General features: G+C 61.4%; 17 protein-coding genes and 1 pseudogene. 8 read left to right on the forward strand and 10 right to left on the reverse strand.

The window, feature by feature from the left end:
- Window positions 1-220 precede the first annotated feature (220 nt).
- Window positions 221-1669, reverse strand: a complete 1449-nt coding sequence (locus IGB42_RS10200) for a glycosyl hydrolase family 18 protein (RefSeq protein ID WP_159670955.1) — start codon at window positions 1667-1669, stop codon at window positions 221-223.
- Window positions 1670-1739: 70 nt separating this feature from the next.
- Between IGB42_RS10200 and IGB42_RS10205 the strand changes: the two genes are divergently transcribed.
- Window positions 1740-2141: a hypothetical protein gene (locus IGB42_RS10205; RefSeq protein WP_159670958.1), complete on the forward strand. Its 402-nt coding sequence runs from the start codon at window positions 1740-1742 to the stop codon at window positions 2139-2141.
- A 476-nt stretch (window positions 2142-2617) separates the two neighbouring features.
- Here IGB42_RS10205 and IGB42_RS10210 read toward each other — a convergent pair whose 3' ends face one another.
- The 3 genes from IGB42_RS10210 to IGB42_RS10220 all read right to left on the reverse strand — a co-directional run bounded on the left by IGB42_RS10210 (window position 2618) and on the right by IGB42_RS10220 (window position 5750).
- Window positions 2618-3049: an organic hydroperoxide resistance protein gene (locus IGB42_RS10210; protein WP_159670961.1), complete on the reverse strand. Its 432-nt coding sequence runs from the start codon at window positions 3047-3049 to the stop codon at window positions 2618-2620.
- Between the two features lie 208 nt (window positions 3050-3257).
- Window positions 3258-4820, reverse strand: a complete 1563-nt coding sequence (locus tag IGB42_RS10215; protein WP_159670964.1) for an ankyrin repeat domain-containing protein — start codon at window positions 4818-4820, stop codon at window positions 3258-3260.
- Window positions 4821-4982: 162 nt separating this feature from the next.
- Window positions 4983-5750, reverse strand: coding sequence for an SDR family NAD(P)-dependent oxidoreductase (locus IGB42_RS10220; protein ID WP_159670967.1), 768 nt, complete (start codon window positions 5748-5750; stop codon window positions 4983-4985).
- A 107-nt stretch (window positions 5751-5857) separates the two neighbouring features.
- Here IGB42_RS10220 and IGB42_RS10225 point away from each other — a divergent pair, with 107 nt between their 5' ends.
- The gene (locus tag IGB42_RS10225; RefSeq protein ID WP_159670970.1) at window positions 5858-6199 is read left to right on the forward strand and encodes a helix-turn-helix domain-containing protein; all 342 of its coding nucleotides are present in this window, start codon (window positions 5858-5860) and stop codon (window positions 6197-6199) included.
- Window positions 6200-6325: 126 nt separating this feature from the next.
- On the opposite strand, the gene IGB42_RS10230 is transcribed toward IGB42_RS10225, so the two are convergent.
- Together IGB42_RS10230 and IGB42_RS10235 are read right to left on the reverse strand one after the other, a co-directional pair.
- A complete protein-coding gene (locus tag IGB42_RS10230; protein ID WP_159670973.1) occupies window positions 6326-6886 on the reverse strand; it encodes a dihydrofolate reductase family protein in 561 nt (186 codons plus the stop codon).
- 192 nt (window positions 6887-7078) lie between these two features.
- Window positions 7079-9811, reverse strand: a complete 2733-nt coding sequence (locus IGB42_RS10235) for a glycosyl hydrolase family 18 protein (protein ID WP_374705047.1) — start codon at window positions 9809-9811, stop codon at window positions 7079-7081.
- Between the two features lie 673 nt (window positions 9812-10484).
- Here IGB42_RS10235 and IGB42_RS10240 point away from each other — a divergent pair.
- The 6 genes and pseudogenes from IGB42_RS10240 (at window position 10485) to IGB42_RS22660 (ending at window position 18037) form a co-directional block, all read left to right on the forward strand.
- Window positions 10485-11615, forward strand: a complete 1131-nt coding sequence (locus IGB42_RS10240; protein ID WP_159670976.1) for a ligase-associated DNA damage response exonuclease — start codon at window positions 10485-10487, stop codon at window positions 11613-11615.
- The gene (locus IGB42_RS10245) at window positions 11612-13288 is read left to right on the forward strand and encodes an ATP-dependent DNA ligase (RefSeq protein WP_159670979.1); all 1677 of its coding nucleotides are present in this window, start codon (window positions 11612-11614) and stop codon (window positions 13286-13288) included. Before IGB42_RS10240 ends, IGB42_RS10245 begins: the two co-directional genes overlap by 4 nt.
- Window positions 13285-15849 (forward strand): ligase-associated DNA damage response DEXH box helicase, encoded by a 2565-nt coding sequence (locus IGB42_RS10250; protein ID WP_159670982.1) that lies wholly within the window; start codon window positions 13285-13287, stop codon window positions 15847-15849. The genes IGB42_RS10245 and IGB42_RS10250 overlap by 4 nt, the downstream gene beginning before the upstream one ends.
- Before the next feature lie 2 nt (window positions 15850-15851).
- Window positions 15852-16550 carry a ligase-associated DNA damage response endonuclease PdeM gene (gene pdeM / locus IGB42_RS10255; protein WP_159670985.1) on the forward strand — a complete coding sequence of 233 codons (699 nt, stop codon included), beginning with the start codon at window positions 15852-15854 and terminating at the stop codon, window positions 16548-16550.
- Window positions 16547-17602, forward strand: a pseudogene (locus IGB42_RS10260) (ATP-dependent DNA helicase RecQ); the annotation flags it as partial. The gene pdeM and the pseudogene IGB42_RS10260, both read left to right, overlap by 4 nt.
- Before the next feature lie 132 nt (window positions 17603-17734).
- Window positions 17735-18037: a RecQ family zinc-binding domain-containing protein gene (locus IGB42_RS22660; protein WP_374705048.1), complete on the forward strand. Its 303-nt coding sequence runs from the start codon at window positions 17735-17737 to the stop codon at window positions 18035-18037.
- Window positions 18038-18167: 130 nt separating this feature from the next.
- On the opposite strand, the gene IGB42_RS10265 is transcribed toward IGB42_RS22660, so the two are convergent.
- From IGB42_RS10265 to IGB42_RS10280, 4 genes are all read right to left on the reverse strand, one after another.
- On the reverse strand, window positions 18168-18368 hold the full coding sequence (locus tag IGB42_RS10265; protein WP_159670991.1) for a hypothetical protein: 201 nt from the start codon (window positions 18366-18368) through the stop codon (window positions 18168-18170).
- 349 nt (window positions 18369-18717) lie between these two features.
- Window positions 18718-20328 (reverse strand): cellulose binding domain-containing protein, encoded by a 1611-nt coding sequence (locus tag IGB42_RS10270; RefSeq protein ID WP_159670994.1) that lies wholly within the window; start codon window positions 20326-20328, stop codon window positions 18718-18720.
- Window positions 20329-20518: 190 nt separating this feature from the next.
- Window positions 20519-21769, reverse strand: coding sequence for a hypothetical protein (locus IGB42_RS10275; RefSeq protein WP_159670997.1), 1251 nt, complete (start codon window positions 21767-21769; stop codon window positions 20519-20521).
- A gap of 97 nt (window positions 21770-21866) precedes the next feature.
- Window positions 21867-25370, reverse strand: a complete 3504-nt coding sequence (locus IGB42_RS10280) for a Dyp-type peroxidase (RefSeq protein ID WP_159671000.1) — start codon at window positions 25368-25370, stop codon at window positions 21867-21869.
- Window positions 25371-25429 lie beyond the last annotated feature (59 nt).

Below are 25429 nucleotides of genomic sequence, written 5' to 3' on the forward strand. Positions count from 1 at the left end.
AGATTCACTGCGAGGTTGGCGATTTTGCAATCACCAACCTCTTGACCGCTTTCCTAATAGCGAAAGCGAATTGATTGACCAAGCTTTTGGCAGGTAGTCCGTTGCAATTGAAATAAACCGTTGCCCTTGTGTCGTGGCATGGCCAATGAACAGATGATTTTCAAAAACGCCATGCCGGCGGCTTTTCAATCAATTGCACCAAACCACCAGTGCAGATTGCTCAGTAGCAATTGCCCAGGTTGCGCCATACATCCCATTCCTGGTTTTTGGGGCGCTCGCCCAGGGTCCACCAGCGGGCTTGCACGATCTGCTGGTTGAATGCCACGGTATCGCCACCGTGATAAACCTGCTTCTTGTTCCACAGCTGGCTTGGGCACTCCGGCAGCAGCTGGTCGCGTTGATTACCCACGCCCAGGTTCATCGCATTCAGGATGTCGCCATTGTCCTGGCTCAGCGCCCAGGCCATCACGCCGCCCAGCTTGTTGGCAACGGCCAGCTTGCCTTTTTGCTCTACATCGCGCGGATCGTCGTAGCCGATAAAGCGCTTGTTGCTTTCATTCCACAGATAGTGCGAGCCGATATTGGCGTCATAGCGCACTTCGTAGCCGTTCAGGCCTTGGCCATTGCTGCCAATCTGGGTGCCATACAACTGCTTGTAGAGAAACTCGCCCGGGCCCATGTCCTGGCCACCAAAGCCCTGCACCTCACCCTTGCCGGTCATGGGGTTGGCCGGGTTGGTCATGTTGGCCACATTGGTCCAGCCACGCGCATACATGGCTACGCCCAGTACGACTTTCTCGGCCGGCACCGCGCTCAGGTAGCTTTGCATCGCCTTTTCCAGGCAGAACGATGCATAGCTGGTGCATTTGATATTGGTGTGGTGGCCCACATCGCTCGACCACGCGCCGGCATAGTCGTAACTCATCACATACACGTAATCCACAAAGGGGTGCACCTGATCCACTGGCAGGTTCAGGTAACCCCCTACGGCATTGGCACCCAGCGCGGTGGTCAGCAGGTAGGTGCGGCCATTCTGTTGCCCCAGGCTGGTAAGCGCGGCGCGCAAGTCGCGCATCAGGTCGATATACCCTTGCCGGTCTTCCGGGCTGCCCAACTGCACGCCGTCCTGCCACATATTGTCGGTGGGGCTTTCCCAGTCGATGTCGATGCCGTCCAGCGCGGTATGGTTCCGCAGGTAGTCCACCACCGATTGCACAAAAAGCGCCCGTTTGGTCGCATCGTTGGCAAAGTAATAGAAGGCATTGCCCCCGCCCCAGCCACCAATCGCGGCGGTGATCTTCAGGTGCGGAAAGCGTTTCTTGATGTCGACCATGCGGGCATGGGCAGCGGCATCGGGCGTGTTCTCATTCACGGCCAGGCGATGGTCGGAACCTGCCGCGCCCAGCCTGGCCCGGTTGGCATCACACACCGCCTTGTCGCCAGAGAATTCGCCGGGGCCGCACACGCGCAAGAAGGAGTACACCAGGTGGGTGAGGTTATTGCCGGCCAACTGGTCCACGGTTTCTTCACCGTAGTAATAGGCGGTGACCACCTTTCCCGAGGTCTGCTTGAACGGTTGTGGTTTGCCGGCAAAGTAGTTGTAGCTGTCATCTGCATGCACGCTACTGGCGCCAGCCAGCAGGGCTGCCGCGATCAGGGCTTTTCTCATGTTGTCTCTTCCATCCAGAATGCGCATGGCGCGCTTATCGATTTGAACTCCGCCACCGGTTAGTGCCGGAGTGCCCACCCAGGCTGGTGATGGCGAGATCGCCAGCCTTTCCCACCGCTTTGAAGCAGCTGCGGTGAAAACCTTCAAATTTGTTTTTCAGTCGCCATTGAAAGCAAACATGGCGCCAGGCTTTGCATTGCTGATGGGGCATCGTTGGCATGAAATTCAAATGCCAAGTCTTGCCAATATTGAGCCATTGATGGTGTCGACACACACGCAACAGGTCTATCTGATACCGCAATGGCTTTCTTGCAGTCTTTTGCCTTTGGAAATACAACTGCGTTTGCTTTGTTTGCAATACCCATTGCAAATGGCAGCAAATAATCTTCGCCTTATATTAGAGGCTCATTCTTTAACGGCTTTCTTTGGTGTCGATTTGTCCGTATTGACCACAAGCATTCTAGGCAAATAATTTATTGAAAATAAATGTCCGGATATGCCAAAAAATTTGTTCCAATCTTCGGAAATGTCCGGATATGCCAGAAAATTTGTTCCATTCTTCGGCGGCGCTGGGGTGCTATTGCAGACGCGGTTTTCTTACAATTTTTTTCTCTTCGCAAGCTGAATGAATATGCGTGCCTGGATGGCCGTGCTACCGCCGCCCTCGCAGTGGAGTGGGCAACTGAATCGACAGAAACTGGATGCGTATGGTGGTAAAGCGGCCGGGCAGGTGCTGGCCGGCACGCCATTGCGAGCGTGATATCACCCGTTCGATACTGAGGGAGCAAATGATCAGGCCTGAGGTGGCCCAGGCGGGTTATGCACCACCAGGCGGTGAGCAATGCACAGGATGGTGCCAATGGAAGGCCATGGCACGATAGCCCTTGCATGCTGCCCTGCAGAAGCCCGTTCTGCAAGGCAGGCATCAAGCTGTGGCTGGTGCGCTAATCAGCCCCGCACGTTCAGCTGCACATCCACGCTTGCCTTGATGGCGTTGGAGTACGGGCAAATGTCGTGGGTGGCATGCACCAGTGCCTGGGCATCGCTTTCCGGCAGGCCCGGCAGATAGATATCCAGCGCTGCGGTAATGCCGAAGCCGCCTTCAGAGCGGGGGCCGATGCCGATGGTGGCAGTCACGGTGGTGCCGTCAGGCACGTTCTGTTGTGTCTGCTTGGCGGCCACGCGCAAGGCGCCCAGGAAGCACGCCGAATAGCCCAGCGCAAACAGCTTTTCCGGGTTGGCGCCATCGCCGCCCGGACCGCCCAGCTCTTTCGGTACTACAAGCTGCAATTCGAGCGTGCCATCGGCAAGCGCGGTTTTTCCGTCGCGGCCACCACCGGTAGCGGTGGCGGTGGTCTTGTATTTTGCATCTACTGGCATTGCAGCATCTCCTTGGGGCGGTTGAACACTACCGATAGATAGTGCACTGGTGCGGGCCGGTCAACGCGTAACACGGCCAAAGTCAGTATTACCCAAGGGGTGTGTAATGAATGCGACTGCCGTCAAGGCGGTGGAAAAGATCGTTCACGGATGCCGCTTGACCCAAGGGGCCAGCTTCGCAGGCATGGCCCATGCTGGGTGCGGCTCTTCACTCCACCTGCTGGCCAAGGCGCGCTTCGATCAGCTTCAACAAGCTGGCTGTCTCATCATTCTCGCCATCGTATTTGATGCGGAATTCAAGATGGAATTTGGCCTTTTCAAGGCGCGCACGGTTGGGTTGCCAGTGTGGCAGCAGGAGGGCGGCCGCTGCAATATGGCCGCTATCCAGTGCCTTGAGCATGGCATCGTCGTCGCGCTGACTGCCGTCCATTGCAGCTTCGCGGATCTGGATCGCGTTGGCGTCGGTGCCACGGCTCAGCAGCAGGCTTATCACTGCCGTGCTGCCATCGCGCGCGGCTTCATGCAGCAGCGTGGTGTTGTCCTCCAGTGCGATATTGGCATCGCAACCGGCATCGAGCAGCAGCGCCACGATATCCGCATGTCCATCACTCACCGCACGGAAGATCGGTGGCTCGGGCTTGGAAAAGTCGTAAAGCGCCACCGGCGTGTTCAGGTCGAAATCCGTCGCGATCAGCGCTTTCACCTTGGCTACATCATGCCCGCGGATGGCCTGGCAAAGATCGCGTGGCAGATCGCCGGTATAGGCGTCAGACGGCGGCGACGAAATCATGCCGCGCGCTTGCAGATAATCCACCGCGCCCCTGATATAGCCCAGGCGCCAATACAGGTTCTCGCCATTCTCCAGTTTCACATCAAGGTTCAGGCCGGCCGAATCGGCAAATGCCAGGAACGCCGGTATTTCTTCCATGGAGTGGGTTTTCAGGTCGAGCAGTGCCGGCACGCCTTCAGCATCCACGGTGTGCGGGTCTGCGCCGTGTTCCAGCAGCAGCTTGCAGGCATCCTGATGCCGGTAGGAAATTGCATAGTGCAGCGGCGTTTGCCCGGCCGCGTTGCGGATGGTGACGTCCGCGCCTGCTTTGAGCAGCATTGCCAGGATTTCCAGCGCATCGGCGTTCACTGCAAGGTGCAGCGGCGTTCGGCAGCCGTCTTCCTTGATGCGCCTGGCGGGCGTCTGCACATCCAGGTCGGCACCCGCGGCGATCAGTTGCTTCACTACCGCTTTCTTGTTGTTGATGACTGCGATATGGATAGGATAAACACCGGGGCGGATTTCCAGATTGGCGCTGATGCCCTTGGCCAGCAACCGTTTGATCTCTGCCGTCTTGCCTTTTTCCAGCGCGGTGATGAAGGCGAAATCATCATCAAACTCGGCCACTGCCGCCATGAACTCCGCTTCTTTCGCCTTGGCGTTGCCTATTTTCACTAGCTTGGTCACATCACCGGTGCGGCTGTCATCCGTGCTGGCGCGCGTATGCGTGGCACCCAGCTTGATCATCTCTGTCAGCAGCTTTTGGCTATCCAGATCGACCGCTGTAAATTTCAGTTCCAGCCGCCTGCCAAAACGCTTCAGGCGCGCTACCTGGATGCCGCCAGCCGATTTCTGCACGCAGCGCACGCCCAGCTCCGCAAGTGCCTTGCTGGCTGCGGCCCAGCCATCGTCGGCGGTGGCATGGTTGAACGCAGCCTCCCAGCGCTGGCTGGTTTCGTCGGTATCAAAGCAGATGGTGGCGGTGGTCCAGACTTCCGACATGGGCATTCCTTTGATCAATAGCCTGCATCAGGGTTGGGTGGCGAGCAGCATTGCAGGGCAGCAGCGGGCTCATCGTGTTATTGATCATATCGGGCGTCACTGCAAACGTCTTCATCCCGCTGCAACCGGGCGGCAGTGCTGCATCTGCCACCCGTAACGCCTTTAGTTGCGCCCGGCCATCACGCCCCCGTCCACATTCCAGATTGCGCCAGTTACCCAACTGCTATCGTCACTCAGCAGGAAGTCGATCGTCCTGGCTATGTCCTCCGGCGTGCCGATCCGGCCTATCGGGTGAAAGCCGTTGAAGCTGGCCAGTGTTTCGTCCAGCTTGTCCGGGGCGATGAATGCCTGGTAGATAGGGGTTTTGACTACCGCGGGTGAAACGGCATTGACGCGGATGTTGTGATCCGCCAGCTCCATCGCCATATGTTGCGTCAATGCGTGCAGGCCGGCTTTCGCCATCGAATAGGCGGAGGAGGGCGTTGCCTTGATGGCCTGTTGTGCCCACATCGATCCGATATGCACGATGGCCCCACCGCCATTCGCCGCCATGTTTCTGGCAACTGCCTGTGAAATGAAAAAGGTGGCGCGATTCAGGTCCAGATAGGTGTCGTAATCGGCCTGCTCATGCGCCAGGAATGGCGTGGGTTTGAAATAACCGGCGGCATTCACCAGGTATCTGATCGGGCGGCCGTGGTTGTCGGCAAAAGCCACAATGCGCTGCACATCCTCTGGCTGATACAGATTGGCTTGCAGCGTTTCAACCGCACCATAGGCAGCAAGTGCCTGCCTGGCATTTTCGAGTTTCTCCGGCGAATTGCCAGCAATCACCGTACGGATACCGCGTTCCAGCAAGCGCCTTGCGGTGGCAAGGCCCATGCCGCTTGATCCGCCCACGATCAGGGCCACCGGTTGTATCATGTTTTCCATCAGATCACCTTCATCAATCACTACGGGAGATCGCAGCATATGGAAGGCGCCAGCGGGCTGAACAGCAGGTACAAACCGGTATCACAGTTACTTATCGGTACATGTTGATGAGTGATCAGCAGAAAAAATATGCCAGGAAATCACCGCCAGAGCGCAGCGCGCGCATGGTGGAGGCGATCTTCGGCTGCAAATGGTCGCTGACTGTCTACCAACTGCTGGCCAATGGCATCAACCGCCCCGGTGCCATGGTCAATAGTGTGGAAGGGCTGACCACCAAGGTGCTGAACGAATGCCTGCGCCGCAATATGGATTTCGGCATCATCGAGCGTATTGCCTACGATGAATCCCCGCCACGGGTGGAATATGTGGTGACGTCATTCGGCAGCAAATTCATCCGCATTCTGGATGAGCTGGAAAAGCTGCAGCGGGAAATAGAGCATGAGCGCTGAAAAGCCTGTGAAAGGGCAATCTGCGGAATGGGTTCAATAGTGCCCAAGCTCTGTTAACACTATTTTCACGTTTGCGCCGCGCTGCAAAAGGGGCAGATGCAAGGATTGCAAATGCTGATCCTCCGGTTAGCCGCGTGTACGCCGGTAATGCGTGGCGATCGCGCCGTTGCCGAGCGGCTGTGCCGAGAGCAATTCAAGCCGTCGTGTGTCGGGTAGCCCGTTCTGGTACAGGGTCGGGCCGTGGCCAGCGATTCTGGGGTGAACGAGGAACTTGTACTCGTCGATCAGATCCAGCCGGTCCAGCTCGGTCGCGAGCTTGCCGCTACCCAGGAGTACGCCGGCCGGCGTTGCATCCTTGAGCTTTTGCACCGCCGTGCGCAAGTCGCTGGCAATGTGGTGGCTGTTGGTCCACGGGAAGTCCGTTCGCGTCGACGACACGACGTACTTCGGTTTGATCTCCAGCTTGACCGCCCATTCGCGCATCGACGGCGGTGCCGCCACATCGCCACGGGCGAGTGCTGGCCAGTACTGCTCCATCATTTCGTAGGTGACGCGGCCCCACAGCATCGCCCCGGCCCCGTCCATGAGGTGGGTAAAGAAGGCATGGGTCTCGTCGTCGGCGATCCCCTCCTGATGGTCGACACAGCCGTCCAGGGTGATGTTGAGGCTGAAGGTTAAAAGTCCCATGCCGGTCTCCTTCGGGTTGGGTGCACCGCCGGGCTGTCGTTTGCCGACGTATATCCCGCAGCGGTCAAGGTGCCTGAAATGGTAGCCCGTTATATCTGCTCCGGGCATCGGCAGGCAAAAAAAGGCCGGCATCAAGCCGGCCTTCTCAAATCTGCAGCCGGTTCCAAGCCCGGCTGCATCAAGCTACTGCAATTACTTCAGGCCCACCGGCAACAGCGGGTATTCCTGTGCCAGGCGGTACTGGTTGCTGCCCACGGTGATCACGTAGTTGGACGGGCCGGAGATCGGCAGGTCGTACGTCAGCTTCACTGCCAGTGTGCCACCCGCGGCCAATGCCTTGGCCAGCGTGAACTTGGCATGGTTGAAGTCTGCCTTGAAGCCACCGATGTTGTTCGGGCCGTTGTAGCCAGCCTGCGTCACCGTGAAGTTCACCGCGTTGGTGGTGGAGCTGATGGTGGACGGTGCGGATACAGGGATGTCGAACTCCACCACGGTGCCGGCCGGCAGGCTGGCGGCGGTGTTGTTCACCAGGTTCATCGTGACCACGAACGGGTAGTTGTCTTCACCCAGCTTCCAGCCGCTGAAGTTCACGCTCACGTTGGCGGTGGTCGGCGGCAGCGCGGTGTTGGTGCGCTGGTTGCCGTAGGCGCTGGCCCCCTTGAACTTGTTGTACAAGTCCGTGGTCAGCACATTGCCCATGTAGTACTCGCCCTTGCCGCCGTTCTTGCTGGCGTTCCACGCGTAGTCACCGGCCATTTCCCAGATCATTGCACCACCGATGCCGTGCTTCACGATGTAGTCGGCCTTGGTGTTGATGGTCTGCTCGCTTTCCGACGACAGGAACACCTGCTTGGTCGGGTTCCACACCCACGCTGCCACCAGCGTCGGATCGTAAAACAGCTGGTAGCTGCCCAGCAGCGTCTTGTCGGTCACCTTGTAGGCATCCAGGTAATCCGGAACGATGCCGTTCACCAGGTTCATCGCGTGCCACAGCGGGTTACCACCGGCAGACAGCGGCTTGCCGGCGGTATCCAGGTCGTACCACACGTTGTCGATGCCCGATGCACCGCCACCGCAAGGTGCCGCGCCGGCGCAAGCAACCGGGTCGTTGATCAGCGCTGCGGTACCCCACAGGCCATTGGTGCCGCCGGTCACGTTCTTCCAGCCGTTGGTGTAGTACGGGATACCCATGTTGATACGGCCGGACTGCATGGCGCCGCGGTAGTAGTGGTAAGCCCAGTCCACGTTCAGGTAGCCGATGTTCTGGTACTGGTACGCAGCGCCGGCAACCAGCTCTACATCCTTGCCGTCGTCATACAGTGCGGAGTTCGGCCCCACGTACTGGTTCCACGTGCCGTGCAGGTCGTAAGACATCACGTTCACGAAGTCCAGGTACTGCAGCACCGGCAGGTTTTCCTCGCCACGCAGCACCCAGCCAGAGCCGGATCCGGCAATGCTCAGGAAGTAGTACTTGTTGTCCTGCACGGCGGCGGCATCCAGCTTCTGGCGCAATACCAGCATCAGCTGCTTGTAGCTCGTCATCAGGCCTTTCAGGCGCGGTTGCGAGATCGGGAAGTCTGCCGGTGCACCTGCTTCCACATCGGTACTCGGGTGTTCGTAGTCGATGTCGATACCGTCAAAGAACGGGTACTGGCGCAGGAAGGCCACTACCGAGTCGGCAAAGGTATTGATGCCGGCGGTGTTGACCGTGCCATCGGCATTGGTGGTCATCGGGTAGAAGCCGGTTGAACCCGCCCAGCCGCCAACCGACATCAGCACGCGTACGCCCGGGTATTGCTTCTTGTACTGGGCAAACAGGTTGAAGTGGCCCTTGTACGGCAGCGAGTTATCCATCTGCGCAGCCGGGATATCGGGCCAGGTCATGGCGATATCCGGGCTGGTGGCGCTGGTATCGATCTGGATGGTGTACTTGCTGGAATCCACGGTGGCAAACGCATAGTTGATATGCGTGAGCATGTTCCACGGCAGGTTGTTCACCAGGTAAGTAGGCTGGCCATCTGCGCCATGGCGCCAGTTGGTGAAGTAGCCGACGATACGGCGCGACAGGCCATTGGGCAGTACTTCGCGCCCGTTGGTGTCGTACACCTGGCAATACGGTGCATTGGCTACGCCCGGCACCATGCCGTCAGGGCGGCAGGCATCGTTTGCGCCACCCGGCAGCGGGGTGGGGCCAGGTGTCGGGGTGGTGGTCGGGGCCGGTGTTGCGGTTGGTGCCGGGGTGCCGGTTACCGGTACGGGGGTAGCGGTGGGCTTGGGTGTTGCAGTCGGTGCGGGCGTGCCGGTTACCGGTACTGGCGTGGCAGTCGGCCGGGGCGTGGTTGTCGGCACCGGCGTGGCTGTCGGCGTGATGCCACACGGGCCCTGGTCACTCCACGGCTGGCCTTCGCCACTGCTGGACGACGGGATATTGCCCTGTGTCCACCACTTGGCGGTGTAGTTGCGGCCGTTGTACGTCACCTGCGCGCCGCCGTTGTAGGCGGTGCCGCTGTTCCATGCCTGGTAGCAGCCGGTGGACGGTACCGGTGTTGCAGTCGGGGCCGTGCTCGGTACCGGGGTAGCCGTCGGCCGCGGTGTTGCGGTCGGGGCTGGTGTGGCTGTCGGGCCGGCTGTGGGTACGGGAGTAGCCGTGGGCTTGGGTGTTGCCGTAGGGGCAGCGCTTGGCACCGGTGTCGGTGTGGCGCCGGTGCTTACGCCCAGGTCTTTCCACAGCGTGGGTGTGGCGGCCGGGTTCCAGCCTGCGCCGGCATAGGCGGTATGGGTCACCAGGGTCTGGTAATCGTGACCGTTGTAGCTGACGTAGGTGCCAGCGGTATAGGTGTTTCCTTCCTGCCAGGCAGGATAGGCAGCATGCGCGTATACGGCGGCGAGCGCCAACGGCAGTACTGCCATGCTGTAACGAAGCATGGACATTTTCGACATTTCCTTCTTTGGGTTTATATGTATGACCGCTTTTGCACGAGAAAAACGCGGCAGCGCTGGCCCGTCTTTGCATCACGCGGGCCTGGGCGCTAGGCGTGATTAGCTGCCTTGGCACCGGCAACGTCAATCACCGCCCGGCAAGCTGACGGCGCAAAAACGGTGCTTTTTCCTTACCTTGGCAAGGCTGGCGACGGCTGCCAGCACCGATAAAGATAAAAAATTCAATTTGTCTTTATCGATCCTTTAAAATCAATGACTTGAATTGATTTTTGTTCTTTATGGTCATCCGTTTATTGCCATATTCTGATGTGCTTTTGTTGGAAAAAACCGCCGGACAGCGTTGTGATAACGCAACAGAGAAAGCCCTTTGTCATCAAAGCCGCATGGTTTGACAGCTTGCCGCCGGCTGCGCTGATGGCTGCCCCGTGCCGTGTTCCGTACCCGCCACCATGGTTGCATTGCAGCACTTGCCCTCGGGCAACGCGTGCTGATGGCCCGGCCTGATCGCTGGCGCCCTATCCGCGTGCAGGCAAGGGCTATCCGCTGCGGGGTTCACCTAGCGCCAGAAAAATGGGCATAAACCGGTAATGCACACGCGGGTTCGGCCTACACGCAGCGGCCGGAGGATCGCCGATGATGAGGAATCCAAGGTGATCACATGCCCATCCAGAGCCCAGACAACCCGTTGATCATCGCCCGGCCGGAAGGCCTGTACTGCCCGGCTGGCGATTTCTATATCGACCCGTGGCGGCCGGTTGCGCGCGCCATCATCACGCATGCCCATAGCGATCATGCGCGGGTGGGGCACGGCCATTACCTGGCCACGCAGGCCGGGGAGCAGGTGCTGCGCCACCGGCTGGGCGATATCGCGCTGCAAACGCTGCGATATGGTGAGGCAGTCAGCCACAACGGCGTACGCATCAGCCTGCATCCGGCCGGGCATGTACTGGGCTCGGCGCAGGTACGCATCGAGGTGGCGGGCGAGGTGTGGGTGGCCTCCGGCGATTACAAGGTCGAGCCAGACCCCACTTGCGCGGCGTTCGAGCCGGTGCGCTGCGATACCTTCATTACCGAATCCACGTTTGGCCTGCCCATCTATCGCTGGCAGCACAGCGATGCGCTGTTTGCCGAAATCAACCAGTGGTGGCGCGCCAATGCGGCGCAGGGGCGGGTATCGGTACTGTTCTGCTATGCGTTCGGCAAGGCGCAGCGCATCTTGCGCGGCGTGGATGCCAGCATCGGCCCCATCCTTACCCACGGCGCGGTAGCACCGCTGAACGATGCCTATCGCGCCAGCGGCGTGGCCTTGCCCGCTACGCGCCGTGTGGCCGAACTGGCCGCGCGCGGCGAGAACAAGGCGGCGTACGCGGGGGCGCTGGTGTTGGCGCCGCCCTCCGCCGCGGGCTCCACCTGGATGCGCCGCTTTGGCGACTACTCGGATGCGTTTGCCAGCGGCTGGATGCTGCTGCGCGGCGCACGCCGCCGCCGTGGCGTGGAGCGCGGCTTCGTGATGTCCGATCACGCAGATTGGCCCGGCCTGCTGTGGGCGATCGAACAGACCGGCGCACAGCAGGTGTATGTCACGCATGGACAGACCGGCGTGCTGACGCGCTGGCTGGGCGAACACGGCATCGCCGCGCACACCTTCCATACGCAGTATGGCGATGAGGATGAAGGCGTGGGCCAGCAGCAGGATGAAGCCACCCAAGCCGCTGCAGCGCCCATGGATGACGCAGCAGATTCAGCGCACAGGGCGGAGCAGGGACCGGAAGAGGGCGCAGCGCCATGAAGCAGTTTGCCGCGCTGTATGCAGAGCTCGATACCCTCACCGCCAGCAACGCCAAGCTGGCGGCGCTCACCAGCTATTTTGCCGCAACGCCAGCGGCGGATGCGGCATGGGCGGTGTACTTCCTGGCGGGTGGCAAGCCGCGCCAGGTGGTGCCGGCCAAGGTGCTGCGCCAGGCCGCACAGGCAGCAGCCGGCCTGCCGGAGTGGTTGTTCGATGAATGCTACGACGCGGTAGGCGATCTGGCTGAAACCATCTCGCTGGTGCTGCCGCCGGCCAGCAGTACTGTGGATATCCCGTTGGCACAGTGGGTGGCCGATACCTTGCTTCCACTGCGTGGCGAACCGCCAGAGGTGCAGCATGCGGCGCTTAGCCGCATGTGGCAGCAGCAAAACCGGCTGGAACGCTTTGTCGGCATCAAGCTGATTACCGGCAGCCTGCGCGTGGGCGTATCACGGTTGCTGGTGACGCGCGCGCTGGCGGCGGTAAGCGGTATCGATGCCAAGCTGGTGGCTCAGCGGCTGGTGGGCTACACCGCGCAGGCGGTGGTGGCCGGCAAGGCGCTGCCGGATGCGGCGGCGTACCTGGCACTCATCGCGCCTGCCGGTAACGGGGGCGTGCAGCGCGGCGGCCAGCCGTATCCGTTTTTTCTGGCGCACCCGTGGCAGCAGGATGTTGCTGCGATGGCGGCGCAACTGGGTTCCCCGGCGCAATGGCAGGTTGAGTGGAAATGGGACGGCATCCGCGCGCAGCTGGTCAAGCGCGCCGGTGACGTGTGGGTGTGGTCGCGCGGGGAGGATCTCGTCACCGAGCGCTTTCCCGAACTCCAGGCAGCCGGCGCCACGCTGCCGGATGGCACGGTGCTGGATGGTGAAATCCTGGTATGGCTGGATGGCCAGGTAGCGCCGTTTGCGCTGCTGCAGCAACGCATCGGCCGCAAGAATCTCGGTGCCAAAGTATTGGCAGCAGCGCCGGTCATCCTGTTGGCCTACGACATCCTGGAGTGGCAGGGCGTGGATCAGCGCACGTTGCCGCAACATGCGCGCCGTGCGCTGCTGGAACAGGTACTGGCGGATTATCACCCGCCCGGCATCCAGCGCTCGCCACTGGTGGCGGGTGATGACTGGGCGCAACTGGCTACGTTGCATACGTCATCCCGCGCGCGCGGCGTAGAAGGCATGATGCTGAAGGCGCGCGATGCCGCGTATGGCATCGGCCGCACCAAGGATGTGGGCACATGGTGGAAATGGAAGATCGATCCCTACAGCATCGATGCGGTGCTGATCTATGCGCAGGCCGGCCATGGCCGCCGTGCCAGCCTGTATACCGATTACACCTTCGCGGTATGGGATAAACCGCAGGGCGATGCCACGCGGGCGCTGGTGCCGTTTGCCAAAGCGTATTCCGGCCTCACCGATGAGGAAATCCGCAAGGTGGATGCCATCGTGCGCCGTACCACGGTGGAGAAATTCGGCCCGGTGCGTAGCGTTACGCCTACGCTGGTGTTCGAGCTGGGCTTCGAGGGCATCGCCGCCAGCAGCCGCCATAAAAGCGGTATCGCCGTGCGCTTTCCCCGCATGCTGCGCTGGCGGCAAGACAAACCGGTGGCGGAAGCCGACACCTTGGCAGATCTGCAGATGCTGCTGCAACCCGGCAGTACGGCGGCGAACGCATGAACGCCGCGGCGCGCTTCGACCCCGCCGCCTGGCTGGCCGCACGGCAGATGACGCCATTCCCGTTCCAGCATGAAGTGTGGCAGGCCATTGCCGCTGGCGAATCGGGCATGCTGCATGCCACCACCGGTGCCGGCAAAACCTGGGCGATCTGGCTGGGGGCGCTGGCGCAGCTGTACCGCGAACCCGATGCACCACCGCGCCGCGGCAAGTTGCTGGCCCCGCCATTGACGGTGCTGTGGCTGACCCCCATGCGCGCGCTGGCCAGCGATACCCACAAGGCGCTGCTGCAACCGCTGGAGGACGCCGGCCTGAACTGGACGCTGGGCATCCGCACGGGGGATACCCCCGCCGGCCAGCGCGCCGCGCAGCAACGCCGCTGGCCTACCGCGCTGATCACCACGCCGGAAAGCCTGACGCTGCTGCTGGCGCGCGCCGATGCGCCCGAGGTGTTTGCCAACGTGCAGATGGTGGTGGCGGATGAATGGCATGAGTTGATCGGCAACAAGCGTGGCGTGCAGGTACAACTGGTGCTGGCGCGCTTGCGGCAATGGAACCCGGCGTTGCAGACCTGGGGCCTGTCCGCCACCCTGGGCAATGTTGCGCATGCGCAAGATGTATTGCTGGCCGGCCCCGGCCGGCTGGTGGCGGGCCGGCTGGATAAAACACTGCAGGTGGATACGCTGCTGCCCGCGAATCTGGAGCGCTTTCCCTGGGCCGGCCACCTGGGGCTGAAAATGCTGCCGCAAGTGGTTGCGGAGATCGATGCGGCCAGCACGTCGCTGGTGTTCCTCAATACCCGTTCGCAAACGGAAATCTGGTACCAGGCCATCCTGGCGGCGCGGCCGGACTGGGCTGGCCTGATCGCGCTGCATCATGGCTCGCTGGACCGGGAAGTGCGCGACTGGGTGGAAGCCAACCTGAAAAATGGCCAGCTCAAGGCAGCTATCTGTACCTCCAGCCTCGACTTGGGCGTGGACTTCCACCCGGTGGAGCGGGTACTGCAGATCGGCTCGCCCAAGGGCATTGCCCGGCTATTGCAACGTGCAGGGCGCTCCGGCCATGCGCCGGGACGGGTGTCGCGCATCACGCTGGTGCCCACGCACAGCCTGGAGCTGGTGGAATCCGCCGCTGCGCAGCGCGCCATTGCCGCGTACACGGTGGAAGGGCGCACCGCGCCGGATAAACCGCTGGATGTACTGGTGCAGCACGTGGTGACGGTGGCGCTGGGCGGCGGCTTCGTGCCGGCACAACTCTTGGCGGAGGTGCGCAGCGCCCCCAGCTACCGCACGCTGACGGATGCCGAATGGGCGTGGGTGCTGGGCTTCGTGCGCCAGGGCGGCGAGGCACTGACTGCCTACCCGGAATACCACAAGGTGGCGCCGGATGAACATGGCGTCTGGCGCGTGCCGGATGCACAGATCGCACGCCGCCATCGCATGAGCATCGGCACCATCGTCAGCGATGCCAGCATGCAGGTGCAGTATATGGGTGGCAAGAAGCTGGGCACGGTGGAAGAGGGCTTCATCGCCCGGCTGGCCCCGGGGGATTGCTTTTTGTTTGGCGGCCGCCTGCTGGAGCTGGCGCGCGTGCACGACATGACCGCTTATGTGCGGCGTGCCACCGGCAACAAGCCGGCGGTGCCGCGCTGGAACGGCGGCAAGATGCCGCTGTCCACCGAGCTGGCCGATGCGATGCTGGCGCAGTTCGAAGCCGCCGCGCGTAGCGAGTTTGCCGGCCCGGAAATGCAGTGCGTGGCGCCGTTGCTGCAAGTGCAACTGGCGTGGTCGGCACTGCCCACCCGCAATAGCTTGTTGATCGAAACGCTGCATTCGCGCGAGGGCACACACCTGTTCATCTACCCGTTTGCCGGCCGGCATGCGCACCTGGGGCTGGGCAGCCTGATTGCGTGGCGGCTGGCGCAACATCAGCCGATGACGTTCTCGATTGCCGTCAACGATTATGGTTTCGAGCTGCTCACCCCCACGCGCTTCGACCCGGCGCCGCTGCTGGGCGCACAGCTCTTCGGCAACCATGATCTGGTGCACGATGTGCTGGCCAGCCTGAACGCCGGCGAGCTGGCGCAGCGGCGCTTCCGCGAGATTGCGCGCATTGCCGGGCTGGTGTTCCAGGGCTTCCCTGGCGCGCCCAAGAGCGCACGGCAGCTGCAGGCCTCATCGAGCCTGTTCTACCAGGTGTTCCGCCAGCACGATCCGGCCAACCTGCTGCTGGGCCAGTCCGAGCATGAAGTACTGCGCCAGGAGCTGGATGTAGCCAGGCTGGACGCCGCGCTGCAGCGCATGGCCACGCAACGCATCCAGCATGTGGCGCTGGCGCGCACGTCGCCTTTTGCCTTTCCGCTGCTGGTGGAGCGCTTCCGCGAGAAACTTTCCAGCGAAAAACTGGCCGACCGTATTGCACGCCTGCTGGCCAGCCTGGAAAAAGCTGCGGGCGGCGCTGCCGCAGATCCCCACGACAGCGTGCTGTTTGCCACGCAACAACCACAACCACGCCGGCGCAGCAGGGTACGCAAGACCGGCAGGCCTACGAGGGGACCTGAATGATCATGGAACGGATGCAAGACCATATGGGGGCTGCGGGCGGCAGCCCGGCACTCACCATCGATGTTGCCGGAGAAATGCTCCAGCTGTTGCCCGAGCGCGCGCTGTACTGGGCACGCAAGGCCATGCTGCTGGTGGCGGATGCGCATTTCGGCAAGGCCGCGGCATTCCGCGCGTTGGGGCAGCCGGTGCCGCATGGCACCACCGCCAGCAATCTGGCCCGGCTGGATCTGCTGCTGGCCGCGTACCCGGTGCGGCAACTGGTGTTCCTGGGCGATCTGCTGCATGCCCGCCATGGCCGCAGCACCGATATGCTGGCGCAATTGCGTGAATGGCGCGCAAGGCATGCAGCGCTGCAATGCGTGCTGATCCGTGGCAACCACGACCAGCACGCCGGTGATCCGCCGGAAGAACTGGCTATGCAGGTAATGAGTGAACCCTGGCTGCAGCCGCCCTTCGCGCTGTGCCACGAGCCCGATAGCGAGGTGCCGCCCGGTTACTACACGCTGGCCGGGCACGTGCACCCGGCATTGCAACTGGCCGGGCCGGCATTCGAGCACCTGCGGCTGCCGTGCTTCTGTTTTGATCATAACGTCGGGCTGCTGCCAGCATTCGGCGCGTTCACCGGTACCGCCCAGGTACACCGCCAGCCCGGCCGGCGCCTGTTCGTGATCGGTGACGATACCGTATGGGCCGTACCATGAAGCGCCGCACAGATGTCATCAGCAAAACCGCCACCCCGGCGCCGCTGCAGCAAACGCTGGAAGAAACCTTCGGCCACGATAGCCTGCGCCCCGGTCAGCAAGCGGTGATCCGCGCGGTGCTGGCCCGGCAGGATGCGCTGGCGGTGATGGCGACCGGCGCCGGCAAATCGCTGTGCTACCAGTTGCCTGCGCTGCACCTGCCCGGCACCACGCTGATCATCTCGCCGCTGATCGCGCTGATGAAAGACCAGGCAGAAAAACTGCAGGGTTACGATCTGGCCGCACAGGTTCTCAACAGCAGCCTCGGCGCCGGTGAAGAGGCGCAGGTGCTGGCGCAACTGGCCGCTGGCGAGCTGGAATTCATTTTCACCACGCCGGAGCGGCTAACCAGTGCTGCGTTCATCGAAGTGGTGCAGCAGGTGAAGATCGATTTCGTCGTGATCGACGAAGCGCATTGCATCTCGCAATGGGGACATGATTTCCGGCCTGCTTTCCTCGGCATCGCGGATGCATTGGCGCAACTGGGTAACCAGCCAGTGCTGGCACTGACTGCGACTGCCACCGATGAAGTGATTGCCGATATCCAGCAACAGCTGCGCCGCCCGCGCATGCAGGTGATCAATACCAGCATCTACCGCGCCAACCTGCAGTTGCAGGTGCGGCATGTGACGTCTGTGGACGAGAAAAACCAGCAGTTGCTGCAAAGCCTGCAGCAAGCGTCCGGCAGCAGTATCGTCTACACCGCCACGGTGAAGGATGCGGACGCGGTGCATGCCTGGCTGACCGGGCAGGGCGTTGCCGCGCAGCGTTACCACGGCAAGCTGGGCAAGACCGCGCGCAATCAGGCGCAAGAGGATTTCATGAACTGTGCCGCCGGCGTGATGGTGGCCACCAACGCATTCGGCATGGGCATCGACAAGGCCGATATCCGCCGCGTGATCCACTACGCGTTCCCCGCCCCGGTGGAAGCGTATTACCAGGAGGCCGGCCGTGCAGGGCGCGATGGCGATCCGGCGCAATGCCTGCTGCTTTACGACCTGGCGGACCAGAAAACTCAGGCCTATTTCCTGCTAGGGCGTTACCCGTCCGCAGCGGACATCACCCGGGTGAACCGCGCCCTGATCGAATGCGGTGCGGATACTGCCGCCGTTGCACTCGCCACGGTGCGTGCTGCATGCAAGCGTATGGGCAAGGCGCGTTTCGAGGTGATCGTGGCTGCGCTCCGTGCGGATGGCCTGCTGGAACAACTGGGCGACGAAGTACGCACGCTGCCGGTGGCAGATCGGGCCAGCCGGCTGACCGCAGTGGCAGCGGGCTTTGTTGCCGCCAGCGAGCAGGATCGGGAAAAGCTGGCACAGATGATGCACTACGCGCAGAACGCGCAGTGCCGCTGGCACTTCCTGCTGGCGTATTTCGGTGAACCCGCGCCGTTCGACGTCTGCGGCCACTGCGATAACTGCCTGGCAGCGCAGCAGGTGCTGGTTTAGCGTGGGTGTGGTACGCGTCTTGAAAAGCAGATAGCCCAGCAGGGCTGGGCTATCTGGTGTGCGCGTGGCGCAGGCCACCGGCGAGATGTGAACCGCCGCAGCAGCCTTCAGGCCGCGGCGCTACTTCTCTTTAGTACTTGATGCAGGAAATGAAATAGTAATCGCCCATGCCCTGGCGCAGGCCATTGAAAGTCGAGCCTGGCCATTCTTGGCTACAGTAGTCCGGGCCAACAATCTGATTACCATAAATCCGGAAGTATTGAACCTCGGAAGCCGAAGCGTTCAGCATTACGCCAAAAAACAGTACACCAAGAGCAACAAATTTTTTCATGATCATTCCTGTTGGGGTGTATGGATTACGGCAAGGCAATTGCATTGTAATGATATCGGCTCACCCGCCCGGGCCGGGTGGCGTTTCCGGCAATGGCTTGCCTGAAAATGCCATTGGCATGGTAACCGGCTGCTGTCCATACCTGTCAATCTGGTGTGTGCACTGATGTAAATAAGCTGCGCTGCTACTGTTGAAATACAGATCATGCATGCCAAAACGGAGTGATCCGTGCGGTCGGGGTCTGGCTCTGCCGCACCGGGTGCGGCAGCTGCAACATTGTTGCAGCTGCCGGCAGCATGGCTGCCCAAGGGCTTGCGGGATGGTGTAGCCGTGCTGCTGGCTGGCAGAATCAGCGGCTGTAATCCGCAACCATGTAGGCCATTTCATCCGCGGTAAATTCGGCACGTACGTTCCAGCCGGATATGCGTGTCAGCGTATCGAAGAACAGGTTGAAACGCCCCCGGTTGGTGGTGGGCACGCTGCCGGCTGGTAGTGCCTGGATCTCGCGGAAGGTCTGTTTGAAGGCATTCCAGCCGCCCAGTTTGTCCTTGATGCTGACCAGCCGGGCAACAATGGTGTCGCCGTTCACGTCGCAAACGGCGTCGCCATTGCTGTCAGTACAGCGCGTATACAGCCAGTTTTTCATCTGTTCGCCACCTCGCAATGGCAGATTGCCATCGGGATAGACCAGCGCATCGGTGTCTTCCAGTACCTTCTGCATCTTGAAGTTGGCCATGATTTCAGCACTGCTGCTGCCCCATACCCAGCGGTAATCCAGATCGAAGTTGTGGCCGATTTCATGCAGAATGCCGAAACTCCATTCCCCTGTAGTAAGGATATGATTCAATTCCTTGGCGATATACTGATCCTGCCACAGAATAGGGTTACCGGACACGGCCCAGCCCCCCGGATATTGTTTCACGCTCTGGATATAAGAGCGTGCACCATTGAATGGCTTGCTGCCCACCAGATCGGTATAGATGTCATATGCGCTATCGAGCTGGGTCATCCATTGCTGCCAATGGGCGGCATCGATGGCTGCATATTCGCTGGCCTGCAGATTGAAAGTGAAATACCTGGGGCTGCTGCGGCTGGTATAAGCCCCCTCCTGAATGGCAATGGCACTGAACCAGGCCTTGCCTATGCTGTCACTTGAGTAATTGCCGAGGCGCACGGTCAGTGTTTCCTCGCTACTCCTGGCAAAAAAGGTGGCTTCAAACCGGCTCCAGTCAAATGTGCCCGTTTGATTGGCAATCTGCTGGTCGCCCAGTACCAGATTGGCGCCTGTCGTGCCGGGGGACATCGGTATGATGTTTTCGCCCTTCATCCAGCCGGATACAATATATGCCTTGCCGGGAATCAACCCCGTGATCGTCTGGCTGAGAAGGGAATCATTGCTGTTGTTGCCATGATCAATGACCAGCGCATTGGTATTGCCCGCACCTTGCCCTGTGGAAATCTGTATTTCAGAGGGGCGTGGTTGCCATTGCTGCATTTCCCAGCCGGAAAGCCCTTGCCCAAAATTCGCATTCTTCAGTACCAGTGGGCCATTGACTGCATCTACACGGCTGACATTGAAATTGCCGGGTAATTCGTTATTGCCTGCCGGTATGCCGCTGATGCCGAAAAAGCCGGTTGCACCTGGCGCAATATCACCATTCCAGCCGTTGTTGATGACGGTGTGCTGATCTGCATTCTGCGCACTGATCTTGGCATCCCAGCCATTGGTGAGCTGTGCATTCCAGTTGAAAGTAACCATCCAGTTTTTGAGCGTTGTGGTGCCGGTATTTCTGATCAGCACCACGCCATTGAAGCCCGAGCCCCAATTGTGGGTTTCCTGATAGGCAACCTCAAAAGATGTGCTGGCCGCAGATACTGTAATCGGCAGAGTCAGAGCGGTACTGGCGAGCAAACAGGGCAGCGCATATCTAATTGCTGCAGGATTCAACAGACGATTCATGTTGCTTTCAGTGGATAGGACAGAAAGCGCATGATATCACGCTGTCTTTAAGCTTTCTTTCAATAACTTGAAATTGACGATTTGTTTTGTGGCTGTCGGTTGTACTCCAGCATCTCCCCGTGTTTGCGATGCTGAATCTGCCACCGCCGGCCATACCTGCTGGGGCAGGCTATGACCGGCAGGGCTGGCTTTACTGGAAAAACGCCGGGCAGGTGCTGGGCAGCGCGGCGGTGGGGATGGCCTCGCAGGTATTGCGGAACGTCAGCTCGCCGTCCTTGCTGGTGGATAGCGCCCACACGGTGTCGTAATCCTCGAAGCTCCACGCCGGTAGCTGCTTCGCAGCCTCCGGATTGCGGTACATCGTTTCCAGCAGGTATTGCACCGCCTTCTGGATATGCGCGTGTTCCCAGCCCACCAGGATGCTGGCGCCGCTATCCGGGTGTTTGAAATAAGGCGATTCGCGGTTGAACAGCGATTGCGCCAGGTCGGTTGCGTCCGACCACTGGAATGTCGCCAGCGTGAGCGGCAGCTTGTGCTGGACGGCAAACGGCGACACCGTCAGCGATGGGCGGATGTAGGAGCAGGTGCCGCTGCAGCCGATGATGTTGGATGGGTCGGATGTGAACACGTAATCCGGCTTGCGGTTGCGCATGATCTCCAGCAATCGGCCGTTGGCGCCCAGCGCACGCCATTGCCCCTGGCAGACGTAGTTGCCGTTCTCGAAATTGCCGGTGGGGTGGGCTTCCACATGGCGCACCAGATAAACCGTCTGTTCGGTATACGGGCGCCAGCCACCCGGTGCCTTGGCGCGTATCGTTACCGGGCTTTGCGGGCAGGCGCTGCGCGCCGGCAGCGGCACTACCGGGTAGTCGGCCACGTCCTTGATCTGGTCATCGTAGCTGCTGGTGGCAAACGGCTGATCGCGGCCGGACAACACCACGTACTGGTGGGTGCCATCGATACTGATCGAGCCATTGCCCAGCGCACCGGCCACCTGCTGCAGCATGGCCGGCGGCATTGCCATGATGTAGGTGCCGCGTGGCTGGTTGCCCAACAATTGCTGCATGAAATAGGCGGGCGAGTTGTAGACCGATGCGTCGCCCACACTCAGCTTCTGCACGCTCACCCCCAAGTTGTTGAGCAGCGCATACGGTTCGATGGTCTGTAGCGGCACCATGCTGTCGTCGTTGGTATAGCTGAATGCATACACCTGGCGCACTTGGCCCTGCTTGCCGGCCAGCATGCTGTTGAGCAACTGGCCGAAACGCAGTGCATGGTTCAGCCCGCTAACCGAGAGCGTGTTGCCCTTTCCGGTCTGGCTGTCGAACGACGGCACCAGCACGAAATTCCAGTCATTGGGGTTGAGGGCGGGCTGGCCTGCCAGCGCGAGGCGGCTGCAGCACAACGCGCACAGCAGCAGAAGCAAGAAACGAAAAGGCATGGATATCGGGTTCCATCGAGTATTTGAAATGGGGGCGGGCAGGTGGCTCTGCCGCCATGGCATGACCACCTGTACCGCCGCTGCGGGACCGAGCCGCTTACGGCGTGAAATACTGGCGCCGCTGGTGCTGATCCTGATGCATCGGAAACATGGCCACGTAGAACTCGGTCCAGCCGCCCATGCGCACACGCACCAGGTTGAAGCGTTCCGGGTCTTGCGTTGCAGCCTGGTAGGTGGCGAGATCGGCGCAGGTCAGCGTGATCAGGTTGGAGCCGGTTTCACCGCGCGCATACGCCTTCACGAAGCGCTGCAGGTCGTCCAGCGGAAAGCCCTCGGCAATGTTCATGTCCACTGGCGATGCATTGGATAAACCGTATTCGATGGCATCCACGCGATAGCTCTCCAGCGACTGGTAGATGTTGCGGAATGCCGGTGCGGCCGGCAGATCCTGCGGTGCCGGTACGGGAGACAGGTCGGATGCAATCGGCATGCTGTTGCGGCGGCCATCGGCGGACGCACCGCACGGCAAACCATCGCCCACGTAGCCTTCGAAGGTGCCGATGCCCGGCGTCACCACGAACTCGAACTGGCCGTAAGTGCTGGCAATGCCGTCCAGCACCGGCTTGAGCGCCGGGCTGGGTGTGCGCACGGTATCGACGCACAGCGCCACCAGCTTTTCCATCAGCCATTCGCCCAGCGCGTTCACTTCCGCGTTGCCGCTGCCCCACTTGGGCAGAGCCAGTGCGGTGGCGCGCCATTCCTGGTAGCGGCGGCCGCGCTCGGCGGCATCGGCCGGCCCCATCAGCGTGTTCTGGTAGGGCTCGATCATCGTGTAGCCCCAGTCGTTGATCAGACAATCGAGCAACTCGGGCAGCGTGGTGATGGCGGTGGCCGGATCGAACACCAGCTTCTTGATGGCAAACAGCGAATCGATGGTGTTGGATACGCCCACGCACAGCGGGGCAATCATGTGGAAACGCGCGCCGGCATTGGTCAGGTCGCGGCCGGATTCCACGCAACCATCGATCAGGTTGGACAGCAGCGGGCTGGGGCAGATGCCTCCCAGGTTGCCATACGCACCCAGGATCACGTTGTAGCTCTGGATCACCAGCCATTCCAGCTGCTTGAGGAAGATCTCCTGCAACTGCTCGAAGCTGGTGATTTCCTCCACCGGCGGCGAGCGGAACGTCTGCTTCAACCCGCGCAGGTAGACCGGGCCGGCCGAGCCATAGGTGGCGCCCTGATTCAGCGCCTGTTCCAGTGCCGTCATCGGCGTGACGTTGTTGAATGCAAATTCGGTGGCGCCGGCCAGCATCGGCTCGTAGCAGCCATCCGCCGCATAATCGCGCGACCACGCCAGCGATACCTCGCTACCCGATCGGTGCAGCGCTTCGCATAGCCGGTCATCGTTGTACATGATGGGGTGTGCGCCGCCGGCCAGCAGCGTGCGTGCTGCTTCGTCGAGGATTTCTTCCGGCATGTCCTTGTACACGCGCAGCGATAGCGTGGGCGCGTTGACCGGGATGCGCCGCGCTGCCTTCAGGCACAGCAGCGTGATCGGGTTGGCGCCGCCTTGCGGCTCCGGGCTGTTGTTGGGCAGGTAGCCGCCCACGGTGATCTGCTGCACCCACTGGTTGATGCCGCCGCCCTGCGGGAAATTGCCGCCCAGCCCGCAGACTGCGGTTGTGCCGTAATTGACGTAATCGGTAATGTTGGCGCGGTTGACGAAGGCGTTCTCGCCGATCTTCAGCCACAGGCAATCGACGATCTCCTGTGCGCGGGTTTCGTCCAGCGGCGCCTGCTCCAGCAACGGCCACAGGATCTGATCCAGCCGGCCCAGCGATGTCAGTTCGCCCACCAGATGCAGGCAGCAATGGAATGAATAGATGAGCTGCACGCCATCCTGGAAGCTGGCGGGTTTCTCCGTCACCAGCCGCCGCAGCCGCGCGGCCACGTCGCGCATATTGTCGGCATCCGCATCCCGGGCGGTCAGCGCTGCGGTATCGGCCAGCGTGGCCCAGTTGCGCAGGTAGCCCTGTACGCCTTCCAGCGACCAGATCGCCGACTGGTAGAAATCGGCCTGCGCGCTGCCCACGCCGGCGGTTGCCAGTTTGTCGTGCAGCGTGCCCAGCAATCCGCCCAGGCCCTGCTGCACCAGCATGCCGTAATGCGGCACCACGTGGCCCATGGCAGACCATTCGTTCAGCTCGCCTTTGAGCCATGCGGCAACGGTTTCGTCCTCGCTCAGGTAGGGCACTACTTCCTTGCCACGGCCCAGCGTGAAGTCGGGGATCACGCCAACGATCAGCTCTTCCGGGTAGATGCGCAGCAGCTCGTTTTGGCGTGCGATATGCGAATCGGGTGCGGACAGCAGCGTATCCAAGGTCTTTTTGTTGGCCATGCCCTTGCGCAGCGGCACTGATCCGCCCAGCGCGCTCTTTTCATCGTCGTGTACCAGCTCGGCCAGTTGCGGCAGGCGCGGGAACGGCTTGCGGTCCAGCCAGCCATCGTTCCAGTGCGAGAATACGCGCCCCAGCAAGGACAGCAGGCGCGGGCCGGGCGGATCGCCAGCGGCGTAGCGGCCTTCCGCCATCTGGTGCAGGTAATCCTGCGTGTTGTAGAACATGTAGCCGTTGGGGCTGCGGATGCGCCAGTGCGCGTCCTCGGTGGTTTCCGTCACACAGGTAACGGCGGGCACGGCCAGCTCGCTGGCCGCCGGCACATACCAGTACGCACCGGCAATGCCCTGTACCACGCTCATCATGCGGTCTGCCGGGCGATCCGGCATTGCGCCCATCAGGTGGTTCAGCACGGTTTCAAAGCGTTCCTGCTCGTTGCAGAACGCCACGAACATCAAGCCGGCCTCGCGCGCGGCGCTGCTGGCATGCTCGCCAAACGGCAATGCCTGGCGCAGCAGCTTGCGGTTGTCGCCATTGGCATCCAGCACATGCGCACGGTGGATGTGCGCGTTGACGTCGTTCTGCGGCAGGATGGCACCAGCGGGATCGCGCCCCAGCATCGCGTCTTCGGTATCCGGTGCCATCGCACCCAGGCTGGCCCAGTCGAACAGGAATTTCTGGGTAAAGCCGAATGCCGCGCCACGGTATTCGCCATCGACCAGGATGTCTTCGGCCATGGTGACCGGGTCGTTGGGGTTGGTGATGCCGTCCAGGTAGCGGCCGCCGATCACTCGGCCGTCCGGGCGTTTGCCCACCGGCAGGATTTCCAGTTGTGCGGCCAGGCCTTCCAGTGCGGCGCGTACACCATCTACCAGAGTGGCAGCAGTCGCGGCGTCGGGCGCTTTCAGGTACAGCAATACATCGCCACCGCTATCGCGCAATTTGGGCGAGCGATCGAGCACGGTACGGATCACCGCGATATGCCGGTCGTTCCAGCGCCCCCACAGTTCCGGCGAAAACGCCGCGACCAGTCCACAGGCAGGCGCAGTGGCTTCGGCTGCACAGGCCAGTTGCTGCACCAAAGCCAGGATGGCACTGCGGGTTTCCAGATCGTGGTTGCGCAGGGTGAGCGTGACTACCTGGCCAAAGATGGCTGGAACAAGCAACCCGCGTTGGGCGCCCTGAAGAATCTCGGCGTACATGACTACTCCTGAAGGAATTTAGGTGCGTGCATTCATGTGCTTGGCCGCCACGCCGCCAA

Origin of the sequence: Andreprevotia sp. IGB-42 (assembly GCF_009848685.1) — a bacterium.
Taxonomy (GTDB): Bacteria; Pseudomonadota; Gammaproteobacteria; order Burkholderiales; family Chitinibacteraceae; genus Andreprevotia.